Raw genomic sequence first — 19,084 nt, 5'->3', positions numbered from 1 at the left:
GACTACCCGCTCCACTTACCCAGCCCCGACCGCCCGGAGAAGCCATGGAACCATCAGCCCACGTCGATACGTTTGCGCGAGACAACCTTCCTCCCGAAGACCAGTGGCCCGTGCTGCTGCTCGACAATCCCGACGTTGCGTATCCGGCGCGGTTCAACTGCGCGGCCGAACTGCTCGACCGCGCGGTCGACGCGGGCCACGGCGCGCGGCCGGCGATCTGGTCCGAGGTGGACGGCCGGCCGCACGCGATCACGTATGCTGAACTGCTCGCGCAGGTGAACCGCTTCGCGCACGTGCTCATGGACGACATGGGGCTGCAACCCGGCAACCGCGTGCTGCTGCGCGGCCCGAATTCGCCGGGGATGGCGGTCGCGCTGCTCGCCGCGCTGAAGGCCGGCCTCGTCGTGGTGCCGACGATGCCGCTGCTGCGCGCGAAGGAACTCAAGCAGATCATCGACAAGGCATGCATCGGCGCGGCGCTATGCGACGCGCGGCTTGCGGAAGAACTCTCGCATTGCACCGATCCGGCCGACGAATATTTCTGCGCGGACCTGAAGCAGGTGCGCTACTTCCACGACGACGCGCCGGACAGCATCGATTCGCTCTCGGCCGCGAAACCCGCGCAGTTCACCGCGTGCGACACGGCGAGCGACGACGTGTGCCTGATCGCGTTCACGAGCGGCACCACGGGCACGCCGAAGGGCTGCATGCATTTCCATCGCGACGTGCTCGCGATGTGCGACCTGTTTCCGAAGTACGTGCTGAAGCCGACGGCCGACGACGTGTTCTGCGGCACGCCGCCGCTCGCGTTCACGTTCGGGCTCGGCGGGATGCTGTGTTTTCCGCTGCGCGTCGGCGCGTCGACGGTGCTGATCGAGAAGCTGACGCCCGCGCTGCTGCTCGACGTGATCGCGCGTTTTCGCGCGACCATCGTGTTCACCGCGCCCACGTTCTACCGGCAGATGGCGGCGCTCGTCGCCGACGCGGACCTGTCGAGCCTGCGTTGCAGCGTGTCGGCCGGCGAGGCGCTGCCGCCCGCGACGCGCGACCTGTGGCGCGACGCGACCGGCATCGAGATGATCGACGGGATCGGCGGCACCGAGATGATCCACATCTTCATCTCGGCGGCCGGCAAGGACGTGCGGCCGGGTTCGATCGGCCGCGCGGTGCCGGGTTACGTGGTCGCCGCGCTCGACGACGCGCTGCAGCCGGTGCCGCCCGGCACCGTGGGCAACCTCGCCGTGCGCGGGCCGACCGGCTGCCGTTATCTCGCGGACGAGCGGCAGTTGAAGTTCGTGCGCGACGGCTGGAATCTGCCCGGCGACGCGGTGTCGATCGATCCGGACGGCTACGTGTTCTATCAGGCGCGCTCGGACGACATGATCGTATCGTCCGGCTACAACATCGCCGGGCCGGAGGTCGAGACCGTGCTGCTGCAACACCCGGCCGTCGCCGAATGCGGCGTGACCGGCGTGCCGGACGACGTGCGCGGCCAGGTGGTGAAGGCGTTCGTCGTGCTGCGGCCCGGCTACGTCGGCGACGACACGCTCGTCTCGGAACTGCAGACGTTCGTGAAGAACGCGGTCGCCGCGTACAAGTACCCGCGGCAGATCGCGTTCATCGACGTGCTGCCGCGCACCGAAACCGGCAAGCTGAAGCGCACGACGCTGCGCACGCTGTAAGCGGCGGCGCGGCCGCGCATCGTTGGCGCCGCGCGCGTCAACGTTCCCAGCGACCGTCCGAGTATTGCCACGTATCGCCGCGCCGCACCCAGGCGCCGGACCGCCAGCGCCAGCCCTGGCGCGCCGGCACCCACGCGCCGGGAATCCATTCGAAGTCGTGGCCGTTCCAGTGCCAGCGCCCCTCGATCCACACGTACTGCGTGCCGTGCCGCCCGCGCGGCCTCGGCGGACGCGGCGGGGTTCGGATCGGCGGCGGGCGGCGCGGACTGCGTTCGACGGCGCCCGGCCGCGGCTGGTTGCCGGGGCGCGGCGGCGGGCCGTCGTTGCGCGCGAACACGAGGCGCGGCGACACGGCGAGGGCCGCCGCCGCGAGTGTCAATGCACGAAGCACGTTTCGTCGGGTCATCACCATCGCTCCGGTTTCTTGTTGAAGATCGACATCGGACGGCAGACACGGCATTCGGCTGCGGCGCGCGATCGGGGGAGCAAGGCGGAGCAAAACGGGAAGGACGTTGAACACGGCGCGCGCCGCGACGTCGAGAATACTATAGCGGGCTGCGCGGGCGCGGCTGGGTGCGCGCCATGAGCGACAGAGACGGAACGGTCGCAAACGAACGTCGCGAAAGCGCGTGACGGACGGCCCCCGGCATGGGACCGTCCGCCAGTGGCCGGCAGTGGGCAGGCCGGCTTCACGCGAAACGGTTCGCGGCGCGCCGCCGTGCGTGGCAACGGTGGTGCATTCCACGATGGTTCGACCATTTCATCACGCGATGATGAACGTATCGAGTCGATTCGCTTTCCCGCCACTTTCGTTTTGCCGACTGTCCGAAAGACCGCGCGCCATCCATCGTGCCCGAGGTATCCTGCATTGCAGTCCGCGCCGCGCGAGCTATAACACGGAATGCAGCGCGGACTTTCTCCGAGCCGCTCGTCTGCCCGCCCCGCCCCCTCCTCCTTGCGACGCGCCGCGCTGTGCCGCCCCGATCCGCGGGCGCGTTCCCCCGATGACCATTCGCTAACACGTCCAGCCGCCGCGCACCGATGCCGGCCTTCAGGCCTGGACGAGCCGGCACGCGTCGGCAGCGCGAGCCGGCGCTGGTCGTTGCGTCTGGCGATATGCGGCCCGCGCGCCGCGTATCGCGAAGCGCATTGAGAAAGGAGTGTGGAGATGAAGATCCGTTTGCCCTTGATCGTGGCCTGCGTGCTCGTCGTCGGCACCGCGATGCCCCGTAGCGTTCACGCGGACGACGCGCAACCTTCGCGGCCGCCGCCGCATCAGAAGATGCAGGACGACGCGAACGCGAGCGCGCAGGCCAGCACCGACATGTCGTACGGCGGCGCGGCCGACACGCGCAGCGTGTCGGGCAACGCGGCGAACCAGCGATGTTTGCCGCGCGCCCGCTGCGATATCTTCTTCGGTCAGTGACCCGCGATACGCGGCCGGCCTCGGTCGCGCGCGCCGGGTACGTGGAATACGTCGCTAGCGAAAACGCGCCACCGAGAACGGCGAAAGATCGAGCGGCGCGCGTTCGCCCGCCACGAGCGCGGCGATCGCGCGTCCGGTCGAAGCGGCGGCGGTCAGCCCGACGTGGCCGTGGCCGAACGCATAAAACGCGTTCGGCACGCGCGACGCCGGCCCGAGCACCGGCAGCGAATCCGGCGTGCTCGGCCGGAACCCCTGCCAACGCGTGACCGATGCGGAATCGGCCGACGCCGCGCCGGCCTGCGGGAACATCTCGCGGACCTGGCGCAGCAGCAGGTCCGCGCGCCGCCAGTCGGGCGGCGCGTGCAGCCCCGCGAGTTCGACCGTGCCGGCCGCGCGCAGCCGGCCCTGCATCGGCGTCGCGAACAGCTTGCCTTCGGCCCACATCACCGGCCGCGACGGCATCGCGGGCAGCGCCGGCATCTCGACGTGATAACCGCGCTCGGTGTCGAGCAGCACGCGGTCGCCGAGTTGCGTGACGAAACGCGCGGACCACGCGCCCGCCGCGACGACCACCGCGCGCACGTCGTGGCGCATCGAGCGCGTATGCACGGCCACCGCCTGCACGCCGTTCGTTTCGATCGACACGGCTTCGTCGTCGACGATCCGCGCGCCGCGTTCGACCGCGTGCGCGGTCAGCCGCGCGAGCAGCGCGTGCGGCGTCGTATGCCCGGTCTCCGCGATGTAGCGCGCGCCGATGAAACGCGGCGACAGCGTCGGCTCGAATTCGCGCAGCGCGTTCGCATCGAGCGTGTCGATCGCGACGCCGTTCTGCTCGCGCAGCGCGACGCCGCCCGCGTCACCATCCATCCCCTCGCGGCTCGAATAGGCGATCAGATAACCGCGCTGCGTCAGCAGGTCGTTCGCGTGCGCGTCGTCGAGCAGCGGGCGATACGCGTCGAGCGCGGGGCCGAGCAGCGAGCGCAGCGCGCGCGCCTGCGCGGCGACGCGCTCAGGCCGGCTCGACGTGACGAAGCGCGCGAGCCACGGCGCCATCCGCGGCAGATAACGCCAGCGCAGCACGAGCGGGCCATCCGGCTGCATCAGCCAGCCCGGCACCTGCCACAGCACGCCGGGCATCGCGACCGGCACGACCGACGAGCCGTTGATGCAGCCCGCGTTGCCGAGCGACGCCGCATCGCGCGCCGTCTGGCGGCCGATCACGAGCACCGGCAGGCCGGCGCGTTGCAGGTAGGCGGCCGTGCAGATGCCGACCAGACCGCCGCCGATCACGGCGACCGGGCGCGTATCCGTCATGAAGCAATCCTGTATCAGTGAGTCGGGAACGAGGCCCGCAGTGTACGCCGGCCCGATGCGCCAGCCGGCGAACGCGGACTCATCCGTGGCCGCGGCGCAGCCCGAGTGCGCGCCACGTATAGGCGGCGCCCGCGAGCATCAGCACGCTCGTGCCGAGAAACACCGCGCGCATCCCGAGATGGCCGCCGACGAAACCGCCCGCGAGCGGCCCGAGCACCTGCCCCGCGAACTGTGCGGACACCGAATAACCAAGCACCGAGCCGGCGATCTGGTCCGGCGTGTTGTGGCGGATCACGGCCGCGATGCACGGCAGCAGCCCGCCGAGCGCGACGCCCATCAGGAAGCGCAGCGCGACGAGCTGCCAGCCGGCCGTCACGAACGCCTGCGGCACGAGCAGCAGCGCGGCCACGCCCATCGCGCCGACAATCACGCGCCCGTGGCCGATGCGGTCCGCGAGCCGGCCGAGCCGCGACGCGGACAGGATGCTGCCGAGCGCCGCCGCCGACATTGCGAAACCCGCGACGATCGTCACGCGCTCCGGGCGATCGACGAGCGTCGCGACGTACACGGTGATGATCGGCTCGATCGACATGTTCGCGAGCATCAGCAGCAGGCCGGTCGCGAGCATCGCGACGACCGGGCGCTTGTCCGGGATCGCGGCCCAGCGGCCGGCCGCGCGGGTCGTGATCGACTGCCGGCGCGGCTCCTCCTTCACGAGCAGACAGGTCGCGACGAACGCGATGAAGATCACCCCGCCTGCGAGCCAGAACGTGCCGCGGATGCCGATCAGCGGCGGCAGCGAGCCGCCGACGAGCGGGCCGATCAGGTTGCCGGCCATGATCCCCGACGACAGCACGCCGAGCGCCCATGCGGAGCGGTCGCGCGGCGTCTGCGTCGCGACGAGGATCGTCGAGCCGGACGAATAACCGCCCGCGAAACCGACCACGAGCCGCAGCGCGACCAGTTGCCAGATGTTGCGGGACATGCCGATCAGCGACATCGTGAGCGCCATGCCGAGGCTCGCGCGCACCAGCATCGGCTTGCGGCCGTAGCGGTCGCCGAGGCGGCCCCACAGCGGCGCGACCAGCGCCGCCGTGAAGAACGCCGCGCTGTACGCGATGCCCGACCACTGGACGATCGCCGCGTGGCCGTGCACGCCGAGTTCCTCGACGTACAGCGGCAGGAACGGCAGCATCACCGTCATCGCGACGATCGTCGTGAACGAGCCGAACAGGCACACCACGAGGTTGCGCTGCCAGTGGCGGTTGACGGAATCGTGCGGGGAAACGGTCTCTTCGACGCGGGTGTTCATCGGCTCAACAGGAACGGCGGCGTCGCGGCGCCGGTGAGGCCGAAGCGACGAAGCGAAGGGAAACGGGATGGAAGTGCTGGATACGTTAAGCGAAGGGTGCGGCGCGTGTCAATTTTTAAGCGTGCGCAGAATGGGCGGTGCGGTCGTCGCCCGCGCCGGCGCGGGACGCGGCAGGCTGCGAATCACGCGACGGCCTTCGCGAGCAGCGCCGGCACCGCTTGCAGCGGCGCGACCCGCTCGGCCGCGACGCCGTATGCGCCGAGCGTGCGCGTGACGTCGCGGTAATCGACCGCCGTGCGCCCGTCGTCGCGCTCCCACACGACGACGCGCAGCGGCAGTTCGAGCGCCGCGTGCGGCCACTGCGCCATCACCGGCGTGCCGGCCTTCGGGTTGCCGAACAGGATCAGCCGCGTGCGGCGCAGGTCGAGCCCGGCGCGCAGCGCCGCGTCGCGCTGGTCGATGTCCGCGAACACCGTCGCGCCGGCCGCCGCGAGCGCCGCCTTCAGCCGCTCGATGGTGGCGTCGAAGTCGTGCTGGCTGACGAACGTGACGACGGCGGCGGACGGGTCGGGCTGCATGCTCATGATCGATGCTCTCGTGCCAGAAGGGTTCGTCGCGAACGATACTCCACTCTCGCGATCGCGGCGCAAACCGAAGCTGCGCGCGACATCGCTTTGGGCCACAATGCTGCGCGCGGCGCAATCGGTTCGCCGCCGCCGCCGCCGAACGACAACACGATCTTTTACCCTGCGGGGCCACACGCATGAACAAACGCCAGTTCCTGACGGGCGCCGCGCTGCTCGGCGCGGCCGCTTCGCCCGCGTTCGCCGCGTCGCACGCGAAACGCGCCGCGTGCGCGGCGTCGCCGGTGCTGCTGACCGTGAGCGGCACGATCGACCGCCACAATCGCGGGCCGCTCGACCCGACGTTCGACCGCCTGCTCGACAAGCAGATGGTCCGCTTCCCGGCCGCCTATGCGTTCGACTATCCGACGCTCGCGAGCCTGCCGGCCGTCACGATCGAGCCGACGCTCGAATACGACGCGAAACCGCACCGGCTGAGCGGGCCGCTGCTGACCGACGTGCTCCGGCACGTGGGTGCGCACGACGCGCCCGGCAATCAGATCATGCTGCGCGCGATCGACGGTTATGCGGCCGCGACGACGTTCCGCGACGCGCGCGACTGGAACTTCATCGTCGCGACGCACATGGACGGCGCGCCGCTCGCGCTCGGCGGACTCGGCCCGCTGTGGGCGCTGTACGACGCGGACCGCCTTCCTGCGTTCGCCGCGAAGCCGCTGAAGGAACGCTTCGAGGCGTGTCCGTGGGCGCTTTATCACGTGGCGGTCGTCGCGGCATAAGCGGATCGGAACAGACGCACGGGCACCGGGCCCGCACAGTGCGGCATACGGCGGCCGAATCCGTACTGCCGTGCGTTTGTCAATCTGTACCGGTACTGTACCTGTCGGTGTCGCTAGACTGAACTGCATTCAGTCCGGAGACCCCGCATCATGTCGTTCGATTTCCTCGGCGCGCTGCCCGCCGGCATCCTGTTCGCGCTCGTCACCACGATCACGCCCGGCCCCAACAACACGATGCTGCTCGCGTCCGGCGTCAACTTCGGCTTTCGCCGCACCGTGCCGCACATCCTCGGGATCAGCGCGGGCGTCGTGCTGCTGATGCTGTCGGTCGGCTTCGGCCTCGGCGAAGCGTTCCGCCGCGTGCCGGGCCTCTATACCGCGCTCGAAGCGGCGAGCGTCGCGTATCTGCTGTACCTCGCATGGAAGATCGGCACGTCCGGCGAACTGAAGGTGCGCAGCGGCGACCACCGGCCGATGCGCTTTCACGAGGCGATCGCGTTCCAGTGGATCAACCCGAAGGCGTGGATGATGGTGCTGACCGCCGCGACGACGATCCGCATGACCGCCGACTTCGGCACGAACACGCTGCTGATGGCGGTGCTGTTCTACGTGGTCGGGCTGCCGTGCATCTGCCTGTGGGCCGCGTTCGGCACCGGCGTGCGGCGGTTTCTGTCGAATCCGTTCCGGCTTCGGGCGTTCAATGTGGGGATGGCGCTGTCGCTCGTCGTGTCGATGTATCCGCTGGCGGCGCATCTGGCGAAGGGTTAAGGCGGCCGCCGTTCGGTTCACCCCGGTTCATTTCACCCGCCCGATGAACCGCCACAACGCGTCGTCCGTCGAATACGGCGCGTTGAACCTGAACCATGCGCTCGGCTCGTCGTCGGGCCGGAAGTAAGAGCCCGGCGCGAGCCAGATGCCGTCGCCGAGCGCGGCCGTCGCGATCTCCGCCGCGCGCGCCGGCTCGACCGGCAGCTTCGCCCAGATGAACAGCCCCGCGCGCGGCCGGTGAAACACGTCGAGGCCGAGCGAATCCAGCCGCTCCTCGACGGTCGCGTGCGCGGCCTTCAACCGTTCGTTCACCTGCTCGACGTGGCGCGCATAACGGCCTTCGAGCAGCACCTTGTCGACGATCCGCTCGATCGTCTCCGACGACGTGAGGCCGACCGCCATCTTCGCGCGCGCGAGTTCGCGCAGCACGTCGCGCTCGGCCACCACATAGCCGCAGCGCAGCGACGGCGTGACCGTCTTCGAAAACCCGCCGACATACAGCACGCGCTGCAACCCTTCCATCGCGGCGAACAGCGGCGCGCCGGCCGGCGCGAGTTCGCGGCTCACGTCGTCCTCGACCACCCACAGCCGGCGCCGCTCCGCGATCTGCAACAGGCGGAACGCGTTCGCCATCGTGAACGTCGCGCCGGTCGGGTTCTGCAACGACGTGTTCACGAAGATCGCCTTCGGCGCGTGCGCGGCGATCTGCTGTTCGAGCACGTCGATGTCGAGGCCGGCCGGCGTGCGCGGCACGCCATGCACGGTCAGGCCCGCGAGCTTCAGGATCTGCAGCAGGTTGCAGTAGCCGGGGTCCTCGACCAGCACGGCGTCGCCCGCGCGCAGCAGCGTGCGCACGATCAGGTCCAGCCCCTGCGTCGCGCCCTGCGTGAGCAGCACGTTCGACACCTCGACCGGCAGCCCGTGGCGGTCCAGTTGCGCGGCGATCCGCTCGCGCAGCGGCGCGAAGCCGTACGGATGGCCGTAGTCGCCGAGCCGCACGGCCGGCACGCGGCTCGTCGCGCGCAGCGCGTGATGCAGCCCGGACTCGTTGATCCACTCGCCCGGCAGCCAGCCGCAGCCGGCCTTGATCGGCACCGAATGGTCCGCGAACACGTCGGACAGCAGCCACGTCGCGGTCAGCGTCGGCGGCTGCCAGCCGGTCACGGCGACGCGCGCGGCCGGCCCGCGCTGCGCGACGCGATAGCCGGAGCCGCGCCGCGCGACGACGAGGCCCATCGACACGAGCCGCGTGTACGCCTCGTTCACCGTATAGGTCGACAGCGCATGGGCCTGCGCGAGCTGCCGCACCGACGGCAGCAGCGCGCCGGCGCGCAGCGACTGCGTTTCGATGGCCTGCGAAAACGCGCGGACCAGCTGCTCGACGAGCGTCGGCGCGGCTCGGCGGCCGCGTTCGAGTTGAAGATCGATCATGGCGGAACGGGGGAAAAACCGGCGGGCGGGCCGGACCGGCGACCAATACAGTTCGCGCAGATTGTCCAGCACGGTTGTCGGTGCAGTATAAAGACTGTCTATGCCGCGCTTCAAGCGCCGACGCTACAGTGGCGAAACCAACCCGAGGAGAATCCGCATGACTTCGCGCCCCGTCATCGACGACCTGTCGTCGTTCTGGATGCCGTTCACCGCCAACCGCCAGTTCAAGGCCGCGCCGCGCCTGCTGGAATCGGCGAAAGGCATGTACTACCGCACGACCGACGGGCGCGAGGTGCTCGACGGCTGCGCCGGCCTGTGGTGCGTGAACGCCGGCCACGCGCGCGACGAGATCGTCGCCGCGATCGCGCAGCAGGCCGCGAAGCTCGACTTCGCGCCGACCTTCCAGATGGGCCACCCGCTCGCGTTCGAGGCGGCGGCCAAGGTGGCGGAACTGATGCCGGCCGGCCTCGACCGGATCTTCTTCACGAACTCGGGCTCCGAATCGGTCGATACCGCGCTGAAGATCGCGCTCGCCTACCACCGCGCACGCGGCGAAGGCCAGCGCACGAAGCTGATCGGCCGCGAGCGCGGTTATCACGGCGTCGGGTTTGGCGGCATCTCGGTCGGCGGGATCGGCACGAACCGCAAGGCGTACTCGGGCCAGCTGCTGCCGGCCGTCGATCACCTGCCGCACACGCACGCGCCGGAACACAACGCGTTCTCGAAGGGCCAGCCCGTTTGGGGCGCGCACCTCGCGGACGAACTCGAACGGATCGTCGCGCTGCACGACGCATCGACGATCGCCGCGGTGATCGTCGAGCCGCTCGCCGGATCGACCGGCGTGCTGGTGCCGCCGCAGGGTTATCTGCAACGGCTGCGCGAGCTGTGCACGAAACACGGCATCCTGCTGATCTTCGACGAGGTGATCACCGGATTCGGCCGCCTCGGCAAGGCGACCGCAAGCGAATATTTCGGCGTGACGCCGGACCTGCTGACGATGGCGAAGGCGATCAACAACGCAGCGGTGCCGATGGGCGGCGTCGCGGCGAGCCGCGCGGTGCACGACGCGGTCGTGAACGGCGGCGCGCCGGGCGCGATCGAGCTATTCCACGGTTATACGTATTCCGCGCATCCGCTCGCGGCCGCCGCCGCTGTCGCGACGCTCGACCTGTATCGCCGCGACGGCCTGTTCGAACGCGCGAACGGCCTCGCGCCGAAGTTCGAGGCCGCCGCGCATTCGCTGCGCGACGCGAAGCACGTGAAGGACATCCGCAACCTCGGGCTGGTGGCGGGCATCGAACTGGAGTCGCGCGACGGCGCACCCGGCGCGCGCGCATACGAAGCGTTCGTCAAGTGCTTCGAGGCGGGGGTGCTGGTCCGCTTCACCGGCGACATCCTCGCGTTCTCGCCGCCGCTGATCGTCAGCGAAGAAGAGATCGCGCGGATCTTCGACACCGTGCGCAGCGTGCTCGCGACGGTGCAGTAACGGCACACGGCGCGCCGCGCGCGCCGTGCATCCGTCGTCAATGATGCGAACGGGCGGCCCGGGTATGGGCCGCCTTTTTTGCGGCCGCCGACCGCGCCGCATGACCCTTCGTGCGCGACGCCTGCTTTGCGGCGGCCGAACGGCTCGACGCCGGGCGGCGGCTCGCGGCGCTCTTCGCCTGCTTCGACAGCGCGGTCTTGCTCGCCCCCGCCCCGCTCTCGCGCTTCAGCGCGCCGGTGGCCGCGCGGGCGCGCTTCGCCGTCGATTCGGTGCTCGCGCTGTGATGCGCTGAAGTCGTCCTGGCGGACGTCGTGCGCTTTGCCGCGGTCTTTTTCGCTGACGTTGCCTTTGCCGAGGACTTCTTCGCGGTCGCGGCCTTCGTCGCAGGCTTCTTCGTAGCCGTTTTCTTCGCGGCCGGCTTCTTCGCCGCCGTCTTGCCCGCCGACGCGCCGGCCTTCTTCGCGCTCGCGCTGCCGGCCGGCGGCGGCTTCACCGCCACACCCGCGCGCCGCGCCTTCGACAGCCCAATCGCGACCGCCTGTTTCGCGGATCGCACGCCGTGCCGGCCCTCGCGCACGTGGTCGATCTCTTCCTTCACGAACGCGCCGGCCTGCGTACCCGGCGCCTTGCCCTCGCGCTTCGCTTCGCGTGCGCGTTCCATGGTTTTCCTTTCCGGCATGACAGTCCTCCTGGGGGTTCAGGTAGAGAGGCATCGGGTTTTCAGCAACGCGCGTACCCGACCCCGCGCGGACGCAGCCAATGCGCGGCGCGCGGCATCGGGGTATGGTGTGCGTATCGCCGCTGCAAGGCCGACGGCCGGTGGCTCAGGGAGAGTCCGATGAAAGCACCGATGCGGGTGGGAGCGCATATCGAAGGCATCCACTGGATCGCCGAATACCTCGCCGCGACGCGCGAAATCCGCGTATTCCGCGAGGGCCGCGAACTCGATCTGTACGACGCGCCGCGGTCGATGTTCGGTGAGGAAGCCGAAGCAGGCTCGCCGAACGAAGCGGACAACCGCGCGCAGGAAGCGGCGCTGCTCGCGAGCCTGCGCCGTTACGTCGCCGAACGCGACGCGGAGGAGTAGGCCTGCGACCGGCATGGCCGCTCCGTAATGTGCACGGCTTTCTGTGCTGGTACGTCCCCGCCGAGGCGAGCGTTCTGCTCATCGCATCGCTGTTCCCGTTGCCGCGCGCGCCGGTCCGAGTGTCGCACCGGCGCATGCGCACGGCATGCTGCGAGAGGCGATCGACCGGCGACGCACGTGACCTTCGTTCGCATCGGCCTCTACCGATCCCGCTTCGCAAGGAGAATTGCATGACCGATGCCGCCACGGTCCACGCCCAGCCCGATATTGCCGAACCGCAACAGCCCATCGAAACCGACGCGCTGATCGTCGGCGCCGGGCCGGTCGGCCTCTTCCAGGTGTTCGAACTGGGCCTGCTCGAAATCCGCGCGCACGTCGTCGATTCGCTGCCGAAGGTCGGCGGCCAGTGCGTCGAACTCTATCCGGACAAGCCGATCTACGACATTCCCGCCGTTCCCGTCTGTACCGGCCGCGAACTCGTCGATTCGCTGATGGCGCAGATCGAGCCGTTCGGTGCAACGTTTCATCTCGGCGAAGAAGTGCAGACCGTCGAGCACCGCCGCGACGGCCGCTTCAACGTGTCGACCAGCAAAGGCACGCGTTTCGTCGCGAATACGGTTTTCATCGCGGCGGGCGTCGGTTCGTTCCAGCCGCGCACGCTGAAGGTCGCCGGCATCGAGCGTTACCGCGACAGCCAGTTGTTCTACCGCGTGCGCGCGCCGGAGCAGTTCCGCGACAAGGAGGTGGTCGTCTGCGGCGGCGGCGATTCCGCGCTCGACTGGGCGCTCGATCTCGTCGACATCGCACAGAGCGTGACGTTGCTGCACCGGCGCGAAGGCTTTCGCGCGGCGCCCGCGTCGGTCGCGAAGATGCGCGTGTTGTGCGAGGCGTGGCGGATGCAGTCGATCACCGGCCAGGTGACCGGCTTCGACGACGACAACGGCTTGCTGAAGCGCATCAAGGTGACGGGCGGCGACGGCATCACGCGTTCGCTCGAACTGGACTGCCTGCTGGTGTTTTTCGGCCTGTCGCCGCAGCTCGGCCCGATCGCGCGCTGGGGCATCGACGTCGAGCGCCGGCAGATACCGGTCGATACCGCGTCGTTCGAGACCAACGTGCCGGGCATCTTCGCGGTCGGCGACGTGAACACGTATCCGGGCAAGAAGAAGCTGATCCTGTCCGGCTTCCACGAGGCGGCGCTCGCCGCGTACGGGGCCGCGCATCACGTGTTTCCGGAGCGCCGGATACACGTCGAGTACACGACGACCAGCACGCGGCTGCACAAGGTGCTCGGCGTCGAGTCGCCGGTTTTCGATTAGCCGTTCATCGGCTGTCGCGCGCAGGTCATTCCGGATGGAACGTTTCCTTCGGCGCGATTCGTGCAATGGAGGTTACGCGACGCCGCGCGCGTCCGGCTCCCGCGCGTCGCGCAGGCTAACCGCGCGCTTGGCGAGCAGCGCGCCGGCCGCGACGAGCGACGGCGCCGCGAGCATCGCGAAGATCGTGCCGAAGCCGAAGTTCGCCTGTAGCAGCAGGCCGCCGGAAAACGCGCCGAAGATCCCGCCGAAGCGGCCCACGCCGAGCATCCACGCGACGCCGGTCGCGCGTCCGCTCGTCGGATAAAACGCGGCGGCGAGCGTCGGCAGCGACGACTGCGCGCCGTTCATGCAGACGCCGGCCACGAACGTAATCGCCGCGAGCCACGCGAGGCTGTCCGACTGCCGGCCGACGAGCCACACGAAAATACCGGTGAGGACGTACGTAACGGCGATCACGCGATGCGGCTCGAAGCGGTCCATCAGCCAGCCGACGCCGATTGCGCCGATGCCGCCGCCGAGCGGAAACAACGCGGTCACGAGCGCGGCCTCGCGCACGGTGAAACCCGTGTCGCGAATCAGCGTCGGCAGCCAGCTGGTCAGCAGGTAATAAACGAGCAGCCCGGAGAAATACGTGATCCACAGCAGCAGCGTGCCGCTGCGAAAGCGCGACGACAGCACGATCGACGCGCCCGACTGCTTCTGCAGCGAAGGCTCCTCGGGCAACGCGAAACGCGCGCCGTCGAACGACTCGCGCGGCGCGATCCGGCGCAGCACCGCCGCGATGCGTTCGGCCGGCCAGCCGCGCAGCACCATGAAACGCAGCGATTCCGGCAGCCCGATCAGCACGACGCTCAACACGAGCGGCAGCACGCCGCCCGCGATGAACACGCTGCGCCAGCCGTAGCCCGGAATCAGCGCGGCCGCGACGAGACCGCCGGCCGACGAACCGACGGTGAACCCGCAGAACATCGTGTTCACCAGAAACGAGCGTTTGCGCGCCGGCGCGTATTCGGACATCAGCGTCGTGGCGTTCGGCATCGCCGCGCCGAGGCCGATGCCGGTCGCGAGGCGCAGCAGCCCAAGTTCCGTCACCGAGCTGGCGAACGCGCAGCCGACGCTGAACAGCGCGAACGTGACGACCGAGCCGACCAGCACGCGCTTGCGGCCGATCCGGTCGGCCAGCGGTCCGGACGCGAGCGCGCCGATCGCGAGGCCGACCAGCGCCGCGCTCATCACCGGCCCGAGCGCGGCCTTGCCGACGTGCCACTCCTGCCCGAGCGACGGCGCGACGAAGCCGATCGCGGCGGTGTCGAACCCATCGGTCGCGACGATCAGAAAACACAGCGCAAGAATGAACCATTGATACGGCGAGAAACGCCGTTCATCGATGAACTGCTGCACGTCGAGCGTGCGCGGGGCGGTGGCCATCGTCGTGTCTCCTCTCGTCGTCGCGCGGCATGCCGCACGGGCGCAGTTGTCGGTTTTTTCATGCGGAGCCGTCTGCATGGGGACGGCTCTCTGCGATGGTCGAACGGCCCGTCGACCGGGCCGTTCATTGCCTGTTCATCGGCAACGCCGCGCCGTTCCCGGACGCGGCATGCGCACCGGACCTCAGCCCTGCGCGCCGTCCTCTTCGCGGAAGATCTTGTCGGCCAGATGGAAGGCCGAGTTCGCGGCCGGCACGCCGCAATAGATCGCGGCCTGCATCAGTACTTCCTTGATCTGGTCGCGCGTGACGCCGTTGTTCTTCGCCGCGCGCAGATGCAGCGCCAGTTCCTCACTGCGGTTCAGCGCGATCATCATCGCGATCGTCAGCAGGCTGCGCGTATGGCGCGGCAGGCCCTCGCGCGTCCAGATCTCGCCCCACGCATAACGCGTAATCAGCGCCTGGAATTCCTCGGTCAGCGCGTTGCGGTTCGCAATCGAGCGATCGACGTGCGCGTCGCCGAGCACCGCGCGACGCACCTTCAGCCCGCCTTCGTAGCGTTCGTCTTCGTTCATTTCGACTCCAGCAGAAAGTCGCGCACGATGCCGGTAAACGTTTCAGCGGCCTCGATGTTCGAGATATGCGACACGCCCAGTTCGACATAGCGCGCGCCGTCGATCGACTCCGCGAGTTCGCGGCCTTGCGCCGGCGTCGCCGCGAGGTCGTGGGTGCTGGAGATCACGAGCGTCGGCGCCTTGATCGACGACGCCTCGCCGCGCAGGTCCGCCGCGTTGATCGCATCGCAGTTCGACGCGTAACCTTCGTTGTCGGTATGCGCGAGGTTGTCGCGCAGTTGAGCGATCACCAGCGGCTCGCGCTCGATGAACGCGGGCGTGAACCAGCGTTGCGGCACCGCGTCCGCGAGCCCCGCCATCCCTTCGTTGCGCGCGCGTTCCGCACGCGGCTCCCACACCTGCGGCGAGCCGATCTTCGCGGCGGTGTTGCACAGCACGAGGCGATCGATCCGCGCAGCGTAACGTGCGCCGAGACCAACGCCGGTCAGGCCGCCCATCGACAGCCCGACGAAATGCGCGCGCGCGATCCCGAGCTGATCCAGCAGGCCGATCACGTCGCCGGTCAACTGCCCGATCGTGTACGGCCCCTTCGGCGCATCCGAGCGGCCGTGGCCGCGCGTGTCGTAGCGCAGCACGCGGAAGTGCTTGGCGAACTCCGGCACCTGCGGCGCCCACATCGACACGTCGGTGCCGAGCGAATTCGACAACACGAGCCACGGTGCATTGCTGTCCGCCGCGCCGTCGATCCGGTAATACAGCTTCGTGCCGTTTACTGCTGCGTAAGGCATGCGTGCTACTCCCTGGTATGTCTACGATGAAGAACGGGGCGCGTGCTGCGCGTACGACGCGAGCACCGCATCGACGAACGCGTGTGCCTCGCCCGCATAATTGGCCGGATCGAGCAAAGCGCGCAACCGCTCCGCGCCCAGATGATCCATGACGGCCGGATCGGCCGCCAGCACGTCGTACAGCGAGCGGCCGCTCTGCACAGCCGCCTTCGACGCCTGTTCGACGACGTGGTGCGCGTTGAGCCGGCCGATGTGATCGCCGAGCGCGAGCATCACCGCTTCGCCGAGAATCAGCCCATTAGTGGCGTCGAGATTCGCGGCGAGGCGTTCGGGCCGCACGTCGAGCCCGCCGACGATCTGCCCGATATGGAACAGCGCGCCGCCCGCGAGACGCGCGAGGTCGGGCAGCGCGTCCCACTCGGCCTGCCAGCCGCCGAGCGCGCGTTCGTGCTCCTGCACCATCCCCGCGAACACGGTCGCGACGAGCCCCGGCGCGCGCGTCGCGGCGGTCAGCACCGCCGCGCAGCCGACCGGGTTGCGCTTGTGCGGCATCGTCGACGAACCGCCCTTGCCCGCCGCGGCCGGCTCCGCGAGTTCGCCGACTTCGGTCTGCATTTGCAGCGACACGTCGCGCGCGATCTTGCCGAGCGTGCCGATCAGCATCCCGAAGAACGACGCGGCTTCCGCAATGCGGTCGCGCTGCGTGTGCCACGGCAGCGTCGGCCGCGCGAGCTTCAGTTCGCCGGCCAGCGATGCGCTCACGGCCTGCGCTTCGTCGCGCAGACTCGCGAGCGTGCCGGCCGCGCCGCCGAACTGCAGCACGAGCGCGCGTTCGCGCAGTTCGGAGAGCCGTTCGCGATGGCGCAGCAGCGCATCGAGCCACTGCGCGAACTTCAGGCCGAGCGTGATCGGCAGCGCCTGTTGCAGCCACGTGCGGCCGATCGCCGGCGTCGTGCGATGCTCGCGCGCGAGCATCGCCAGCGACGCACACGTGTCGTCGAGCCCGCGTTCGATCAGGTCGAGCGCGTCGCGCAGTTGCAGCACGGTTGCGGTGTCGATGATGTCCTGGCTCGTCGCGCCCCAGTGCACGTATTTCGCGGCGTTCGGGTCGCGCTCGTTCACGCGCGCGGTCAACTGCTTGACGAGCGGAATCGCAAGATTGCCGCCGAGCGCCGCCGAGCGCGCGAGTCCGCCCGCATCGAGCTGGTCCGCGTCGCACGCGGCGACGATCGCCGGCACCGCCGCATGCGGAATCACGCCGTGCGCGGCGGACGCGCGCGCGAGCGCCGCTTCGACGTCGAGCATGCGTTGCAGCGTCGAGCGCGACGACCACACGTTGTTCATCGGCTCGGTGCCGCAGATCAAGCCGGTCAGGCGTTCAGGCATGGTGGATTCGACGGGTTGGAAAACGGGGAAGCGTACGACGGAATCGCCACGATGCAGCGGCCGGCGTGCAACGCCGCCGGCCGCCGTCTCGTGGTTGCCGCATCGGCTTACGCGGCGCGACGGCCCTGCGTCGCGTCGATCAGCGGCACGCCGGCGAGCTTCTGCAGTTCGTCGAAGCCGAGGTCCGAATAGATCTCGCGCACCGCGAGGCCGTCCGGCGTCACGTCGAACGCGGCCAGATCGGTGTACACGCGGTCCACGCACTGCACGCCCGTCACCGGATACGAGCACTCGGCGACCAGCTTGCTCTCGCCCTGCTTCGTCAGCAGTTCCATCATCACGAACACCTGCTTCGCGCCGATCGCGAGGTCCATCGCGCCGCCGACCGCCGGAATCGCATCGGGCGCGCCGGTGTGCCAGTTCGCGAGGTCGCCGTGAACCGACACCTGGAACGCGCCGAGCACGCAATAGTCGAGATGGCCGCCGCGCATCATCGCGAACGAGTCCGCGTGATGGAAGAACGCGCCGCCGGTCAGCAGCGTCACGTGCTGCTTGCCCGCGTTGATCAGTTCATCGTCCTCTTCGCCGGGCGCGGGCGCGGGGCCCATGCCGAGCAGACCGTTCTCGCTGTGCAGGAAAATTTCCTTGCTCGGGTCGAGGTGGTTGGCGACCAGCGTCGGCACGCCGATCCCGAGGTTCACATACGCGCCTTCGGGAATGTCCGCGGCGACGCGCTTCGCCATTTCATCGCGATTCAAGCGTTTCATTGCATGTCTCCGTTGCGTCAGGCCGCGTGGCTGGCGGGTTGCGCCGATTCCGAACCGTGCGCCGCCTGCGGCACGGCGATCACGCGCTGCACGAAAATGCCGGGCGTGACGATCACTTCCGGATCGAGTTCGCCAAGCGGCACGACTTCCGACACCTGCGCGATCGCGACCTTCGCGGCGCTCGCCATGATCGGGCCGAAGTTGCGCGCCGTCTTGCGGTACACGAGGTTGCCCCAGCGGTCGCCGCGATGCGCCTTGATCAACGCGAAGTCCGCGTGCAGCGGCGCTTCGAGCACGTAGTGCCTGCCGTCGATCAGCCGCGTTTCCTTGCCTTCCGCGAGTTTCGTGCCGTAGCCGGTCGGCGTGAAGAAACCGCCGATGCCGGCGCCGGCCGCGCGAATCCGCTCCGCGAGGTTGCCCTGCGGCACGAGTTCCAGCTCGATCTCGCCCGCGCGATACAGCGCGTCGAACACGTACGAATCGGTCTGGCGCGGAAACGAGCAGACGATCTTGCGCACGCGCTTCGCCTTCAGCAGCGCCGCGAGGCCGATGTCGCCGTTGCCGGCGTTGTTGTTGACGATCGTGAGATCGCGCGCGCCCTGCTCGATCAGCGCGTCGATCAGTTCGGCGGGCATGCCGGCCGTGCCGAAGCCGCCGATCATCACCGTCGCGCCGTCGTGGACGTCGGCCACCGCCGACTGGAGTGACTCGAAAATCTTGTTGATCATGCCTGTTCCCGATAGAACGCGCGGCGCGGTCGAGCCGCATCGCCGGATCCACAAAAGTTCTCTATACGAACACACATTCGTTCAGCGAACGCTCGGCGCATTATCGAAGCCGGCGCCGCCGGTTGTCAAGGCGCGGCTTTCCCGCACGCGCGGCGGCACAGCTTCAAAGCGGAACCATTGTGCTGCGATTCGACAGCCGATGCAGCGGCACCGTCCGCATCGGCTATCG

At 69.2% G+C, this 19,084-nt stretch carries 19 protein-coding genes; 7 read left to right on the top strand and 12 right to left on the bottom strand.

Annotation, left to right across the window (positions count from 1 at the left end; translation table 11 throughout):
* The first annotated feature begins 44 nt into the window (after window positions 1-44).
* Window positions 45-1,682 carry an AMP-binding protein gene (locus tag BLV92_RS26355; RefSeq protein ID WP_090550853.1) on the top strand — a complete coding sequence of 546 codons (1,638 nt, stop codon included), beginning with the start codon at window positions 45-47 and terminating at the stop codon, window positions 1,680-1,682.
* A 37-nt stretch (window positions 1,683-1,719) separates the two neighbouring features.
* On the opposite strand, the gene BLV92_RS26350 is transcribed toward BLV92_RS26355, so the two are convergent.
* Complete coding sequence (locus BLV92_RS26350) at window positions 1,720-2,088, bottom strand: twin-arginine translocation signal domain-containing protein (protein ID WP_090551483.1); 369 nt, start codon at window positions 2,086-2,088, stop codon at window positions 1,720-1,722.
* A 762-nt stretch (window positions 2,089-2,850) separates the two neighbouring features.
* Between BLV92_RS26350 and BLV92_RS26345 the strand changes: the two genes are divergently transcribed.
* Complete coding sequence (locus tag BLV92_RS26345) at window positions 2,851-3,108, top strand: hypothetical protein (RefSeq protein ID WP_090550851.1); 258 nt, start codon at window positions 2,851-2,853, stop codon at window positions 3,106-3,108.
* A gap of 54 nt (window positions 3,109-3,162) precedes the next feature.
* Here the strand turns inward: BLV92_RS26345 and BLV92_RS26340 are convergent, their stop codons facing one another.
* The 3 genes from BLV92_RS26340 to BLV92_RS26330 all read right to left on the bottom strand — a co-directional run bounded on the left by BLV92_RS26340 (window position 3,163) and on the right by BLV92_RS26330 (window position 6,318).
* Window positions 3,163-4,422, bottom strand: a complete 1,260-nt coding sequence (locus tag BLV92_RS26340) for an NAD(P)/FAD-dependent oxidoreductase (RefSeq protein ID WP_090550849.1) — start codon at window positions 4,420-4,422, stop codon at window positions 3,163-3,165.
* A gap of 79 nt (window positions 4,423-4,501) precedes the next feature.
* Complete coding sequence (locus BLV92_RS26335) at window positions 4,502-5,734, bottom strand: multidrug efflux MFS transporter (protein WP_090550847.1); 1,233 nt, start codon at window positions 5,732-5,734, stop codon at window positions 4,502-4,504.
* A gap of 182 nt (window positions 5,735-5,916) precedes the next feature.
* Window positions 5,917-6,318, bottom strand: a complete 402-nt coding sequence (locus BLV92_RS26330; protein ID WP_208325534.1) for a DUF302 domain-containing protein — start codon at window positions 6,316-6,318, stop codon at window positions 5,917-5,919.
* Between the two features lie 179 nt (window positions 6,319-6,497).
* Here BLV92_RS26330 and BLV92_RS26325 point away from each other — a divergent pair, with 179 nt between their 5' ends.
* Window positions 6,498-7,094: a putative pterin-binding protein gene (locus tag BLV92_RS26325; protein WP_090550843.1), complete on the top strand. Its 597-nt coding sequence runs from the start codon at window positions 6,498-6,500 to the stop codon at window positions 7,092-7,094.
* A gap of 150 nt (window positions 7,095-7,244) precedes the next feature.
* Complete coding sequence (locus tag BLV92_RS26320; RefSeq protein ID WP_090550840.1) at window positions 7,245-7,862, top strand: LysE family translocator; 618 nt, start codon at window positions 7,245-7,247, stop codon at window positions 7,860-7,862.
* Window positions 7,863-7,889: 27 nt separating this feature from the next.
* On the opposite strand, the gene BLV92_RS26315 is transcribed toward BLV92_RS26320, so the two are convergent.
* Window positions 7,890-9,293: an aminotransferase-like domain-containing protein gene (locus tag BLV92_RS26315; protein WP_090550838.1), complete on the bottom strand. Its 1,404-nt coding sequence runs from the start codon at window positions 9,291-9,293 to the stop codon at window positions 7,890-7,892.
* A gap of 157 nt (window positions 9,294-9,450) precedes the next feature.
* On the opposite strand from BLV92_RS26315, the gene aptA reads away from it, so the two are divergent.
* Complete coding sequence (aptA, locus tag BLV92_RS26310; protein WP_090550835.1) at window positions 9,451-10,779, top strand: omega-aminotransferase AptA; 1,329 nt, start codon at window positions 9,451-9,453, stop codon at window positions 10,777-10,779.
* Between the two features lie 37 nt (window positions 10,780-10,816).
* Here aptA and BLV92_RS26305 read toward each other — a convergent pair whose 3' ends face one another.
* The gene (locus BLV92_RS26305) at window positions 10,817-11,458 is read right to left on the bottom strand and encodes a DUF6496 domain-containing protein (RefSeq protein WP_090550832.1); all 642 of its coding nucleotides are present in this window, start codon (window positions 11,456-11,458) and stop codon (window positions 10,817-10,819) included.
* Between the two features lie 159 nt (window positions 11,459-11,617).
* Here BLV92_RS26305 and BLV92_RS26300 point away from each other — a divergent pair, with 159 nt between their 5' ends.
* A complete protein-coding gene (locus tag BLV92_RS26300) occupies window positions 11,618-11,866 on the top strand; it encodes a hypothetical protein (protein WP_090550830.1) in 249 nt (82 codons plus the stop codon).
* 230 nt (window positions 11,867-12,096) lie between these two features.
* Window positions 12,097-13,185 (top strand): NAD(P)/FAD-dependent oxidoreductase, encoded by a 1,089-nt coding sequence (locus BLV92_RS26295; RefSeq protein WP_090550827.1) that lies wholly within the window; start codon window positions 12,097-12,099, stop codon window positions 13,183-13,185.
* A gap of 72 nt (window positions 13,186-13,257) precedes the next feature.
* Here the strand turns inward: BLV92_RS26295 and BLV92_RS26290 are convergent, their stop codons facing one another.
* From BLV92_RS26290 to BLV92_RS26265, 6 genes are all read right to left on the bottom strand, one after another.
* Window positions 13,258-14,613, bottom strand: coding sequence for an MFS transporter (locus BLV92_RS26290; protein ID WP_090550825.1), 1,356 nt, complete (start codon window positions 14,611-14,613; stop codon window positions 13,258-13,260).
* Window positions 14,614-14,796: 183 nt separating this feature from the next.
* Complete coding sequence (gene pcaC, locus BLV92_RS26285; RefSeq protein ID WP_090550822.1) at window positions 14,797-15,186, bottom strand: 4-carboxymuconolactone decarboxylase; 390 nt, start codon at window positions 15,184-15,186, stop codon at window positions 14,797-14,799.
* Entirely contained in the window at window positions 15,183-15,974 is a 792-nt protein-coding gene (gene pcaD / locus BLV92_RS26280; protein WP_090550821.1) for a 3-oxoadipate enol-lactonase, read from the bottom strand. The genes pcaC and pcaD overlap by 4 nt, the downstream gene beginning before the upstream one ends.
* Window positions 15,975-15,995: 21 nt before the next feature.
* Window positions 15,996-17,360 carry a 3-carboxy-cis,cis-muconate cycloisomerase gene (locus BLV92_RS26275; RefSeq protein ID WP_090550818.1) on the bottom strand — a complete coding sequence of 455 codons (1,365 nt, stop codon included), beginning with the start codon at window positions 17,358-17,360 and terminating at the stop codon, window positions 15,996-15,998.
* 107 nt (window positions 17,361-17,467) lie between these two features.
* Window positions 17,468-18,127, bottom strand: a complete 660-nt coding sequence (locus tag BLV92_RS26270) for a 3-oxoacid CoA-transferase subunit B (protein ID WP_090550816.1) — start codon at window positions 18,125-18,127, stop codon at window positions 17,468-17,470.
* 17 nt (window positions 18,128-18,144) lie between these two features.
* On the bottom strand, window positions 18,145-18,855 hold the full coding sequence (locus tag BLV92_RS26265; protein ID WP_090550813.1) for a 3-oxoacid CoA-transferase subunit A: 711 nt from the start codon (window positions 18,853-18,855) through the stop codon (window positions 18,145-18,147).
* Window positions 18,856-19,084: the final 229 nt, after the last annotated feature.

The organism is Paraburkholderia caballeronis (assembly GCF_900104845.1).
In the GTDB taxonomy this organism is placed as follows: domain Bacteria; phylum Pseudomonadota; class Gammaproteobacteria; order Burkholderiales; family Burkholderiaceae; genus Paraburkholderia; species Paraburkholderia caballeronis.
Note: the sequence above shows the minus strand (reverse complement) of the source record. Positions and strands in the feature narration are given on the sequence as shown.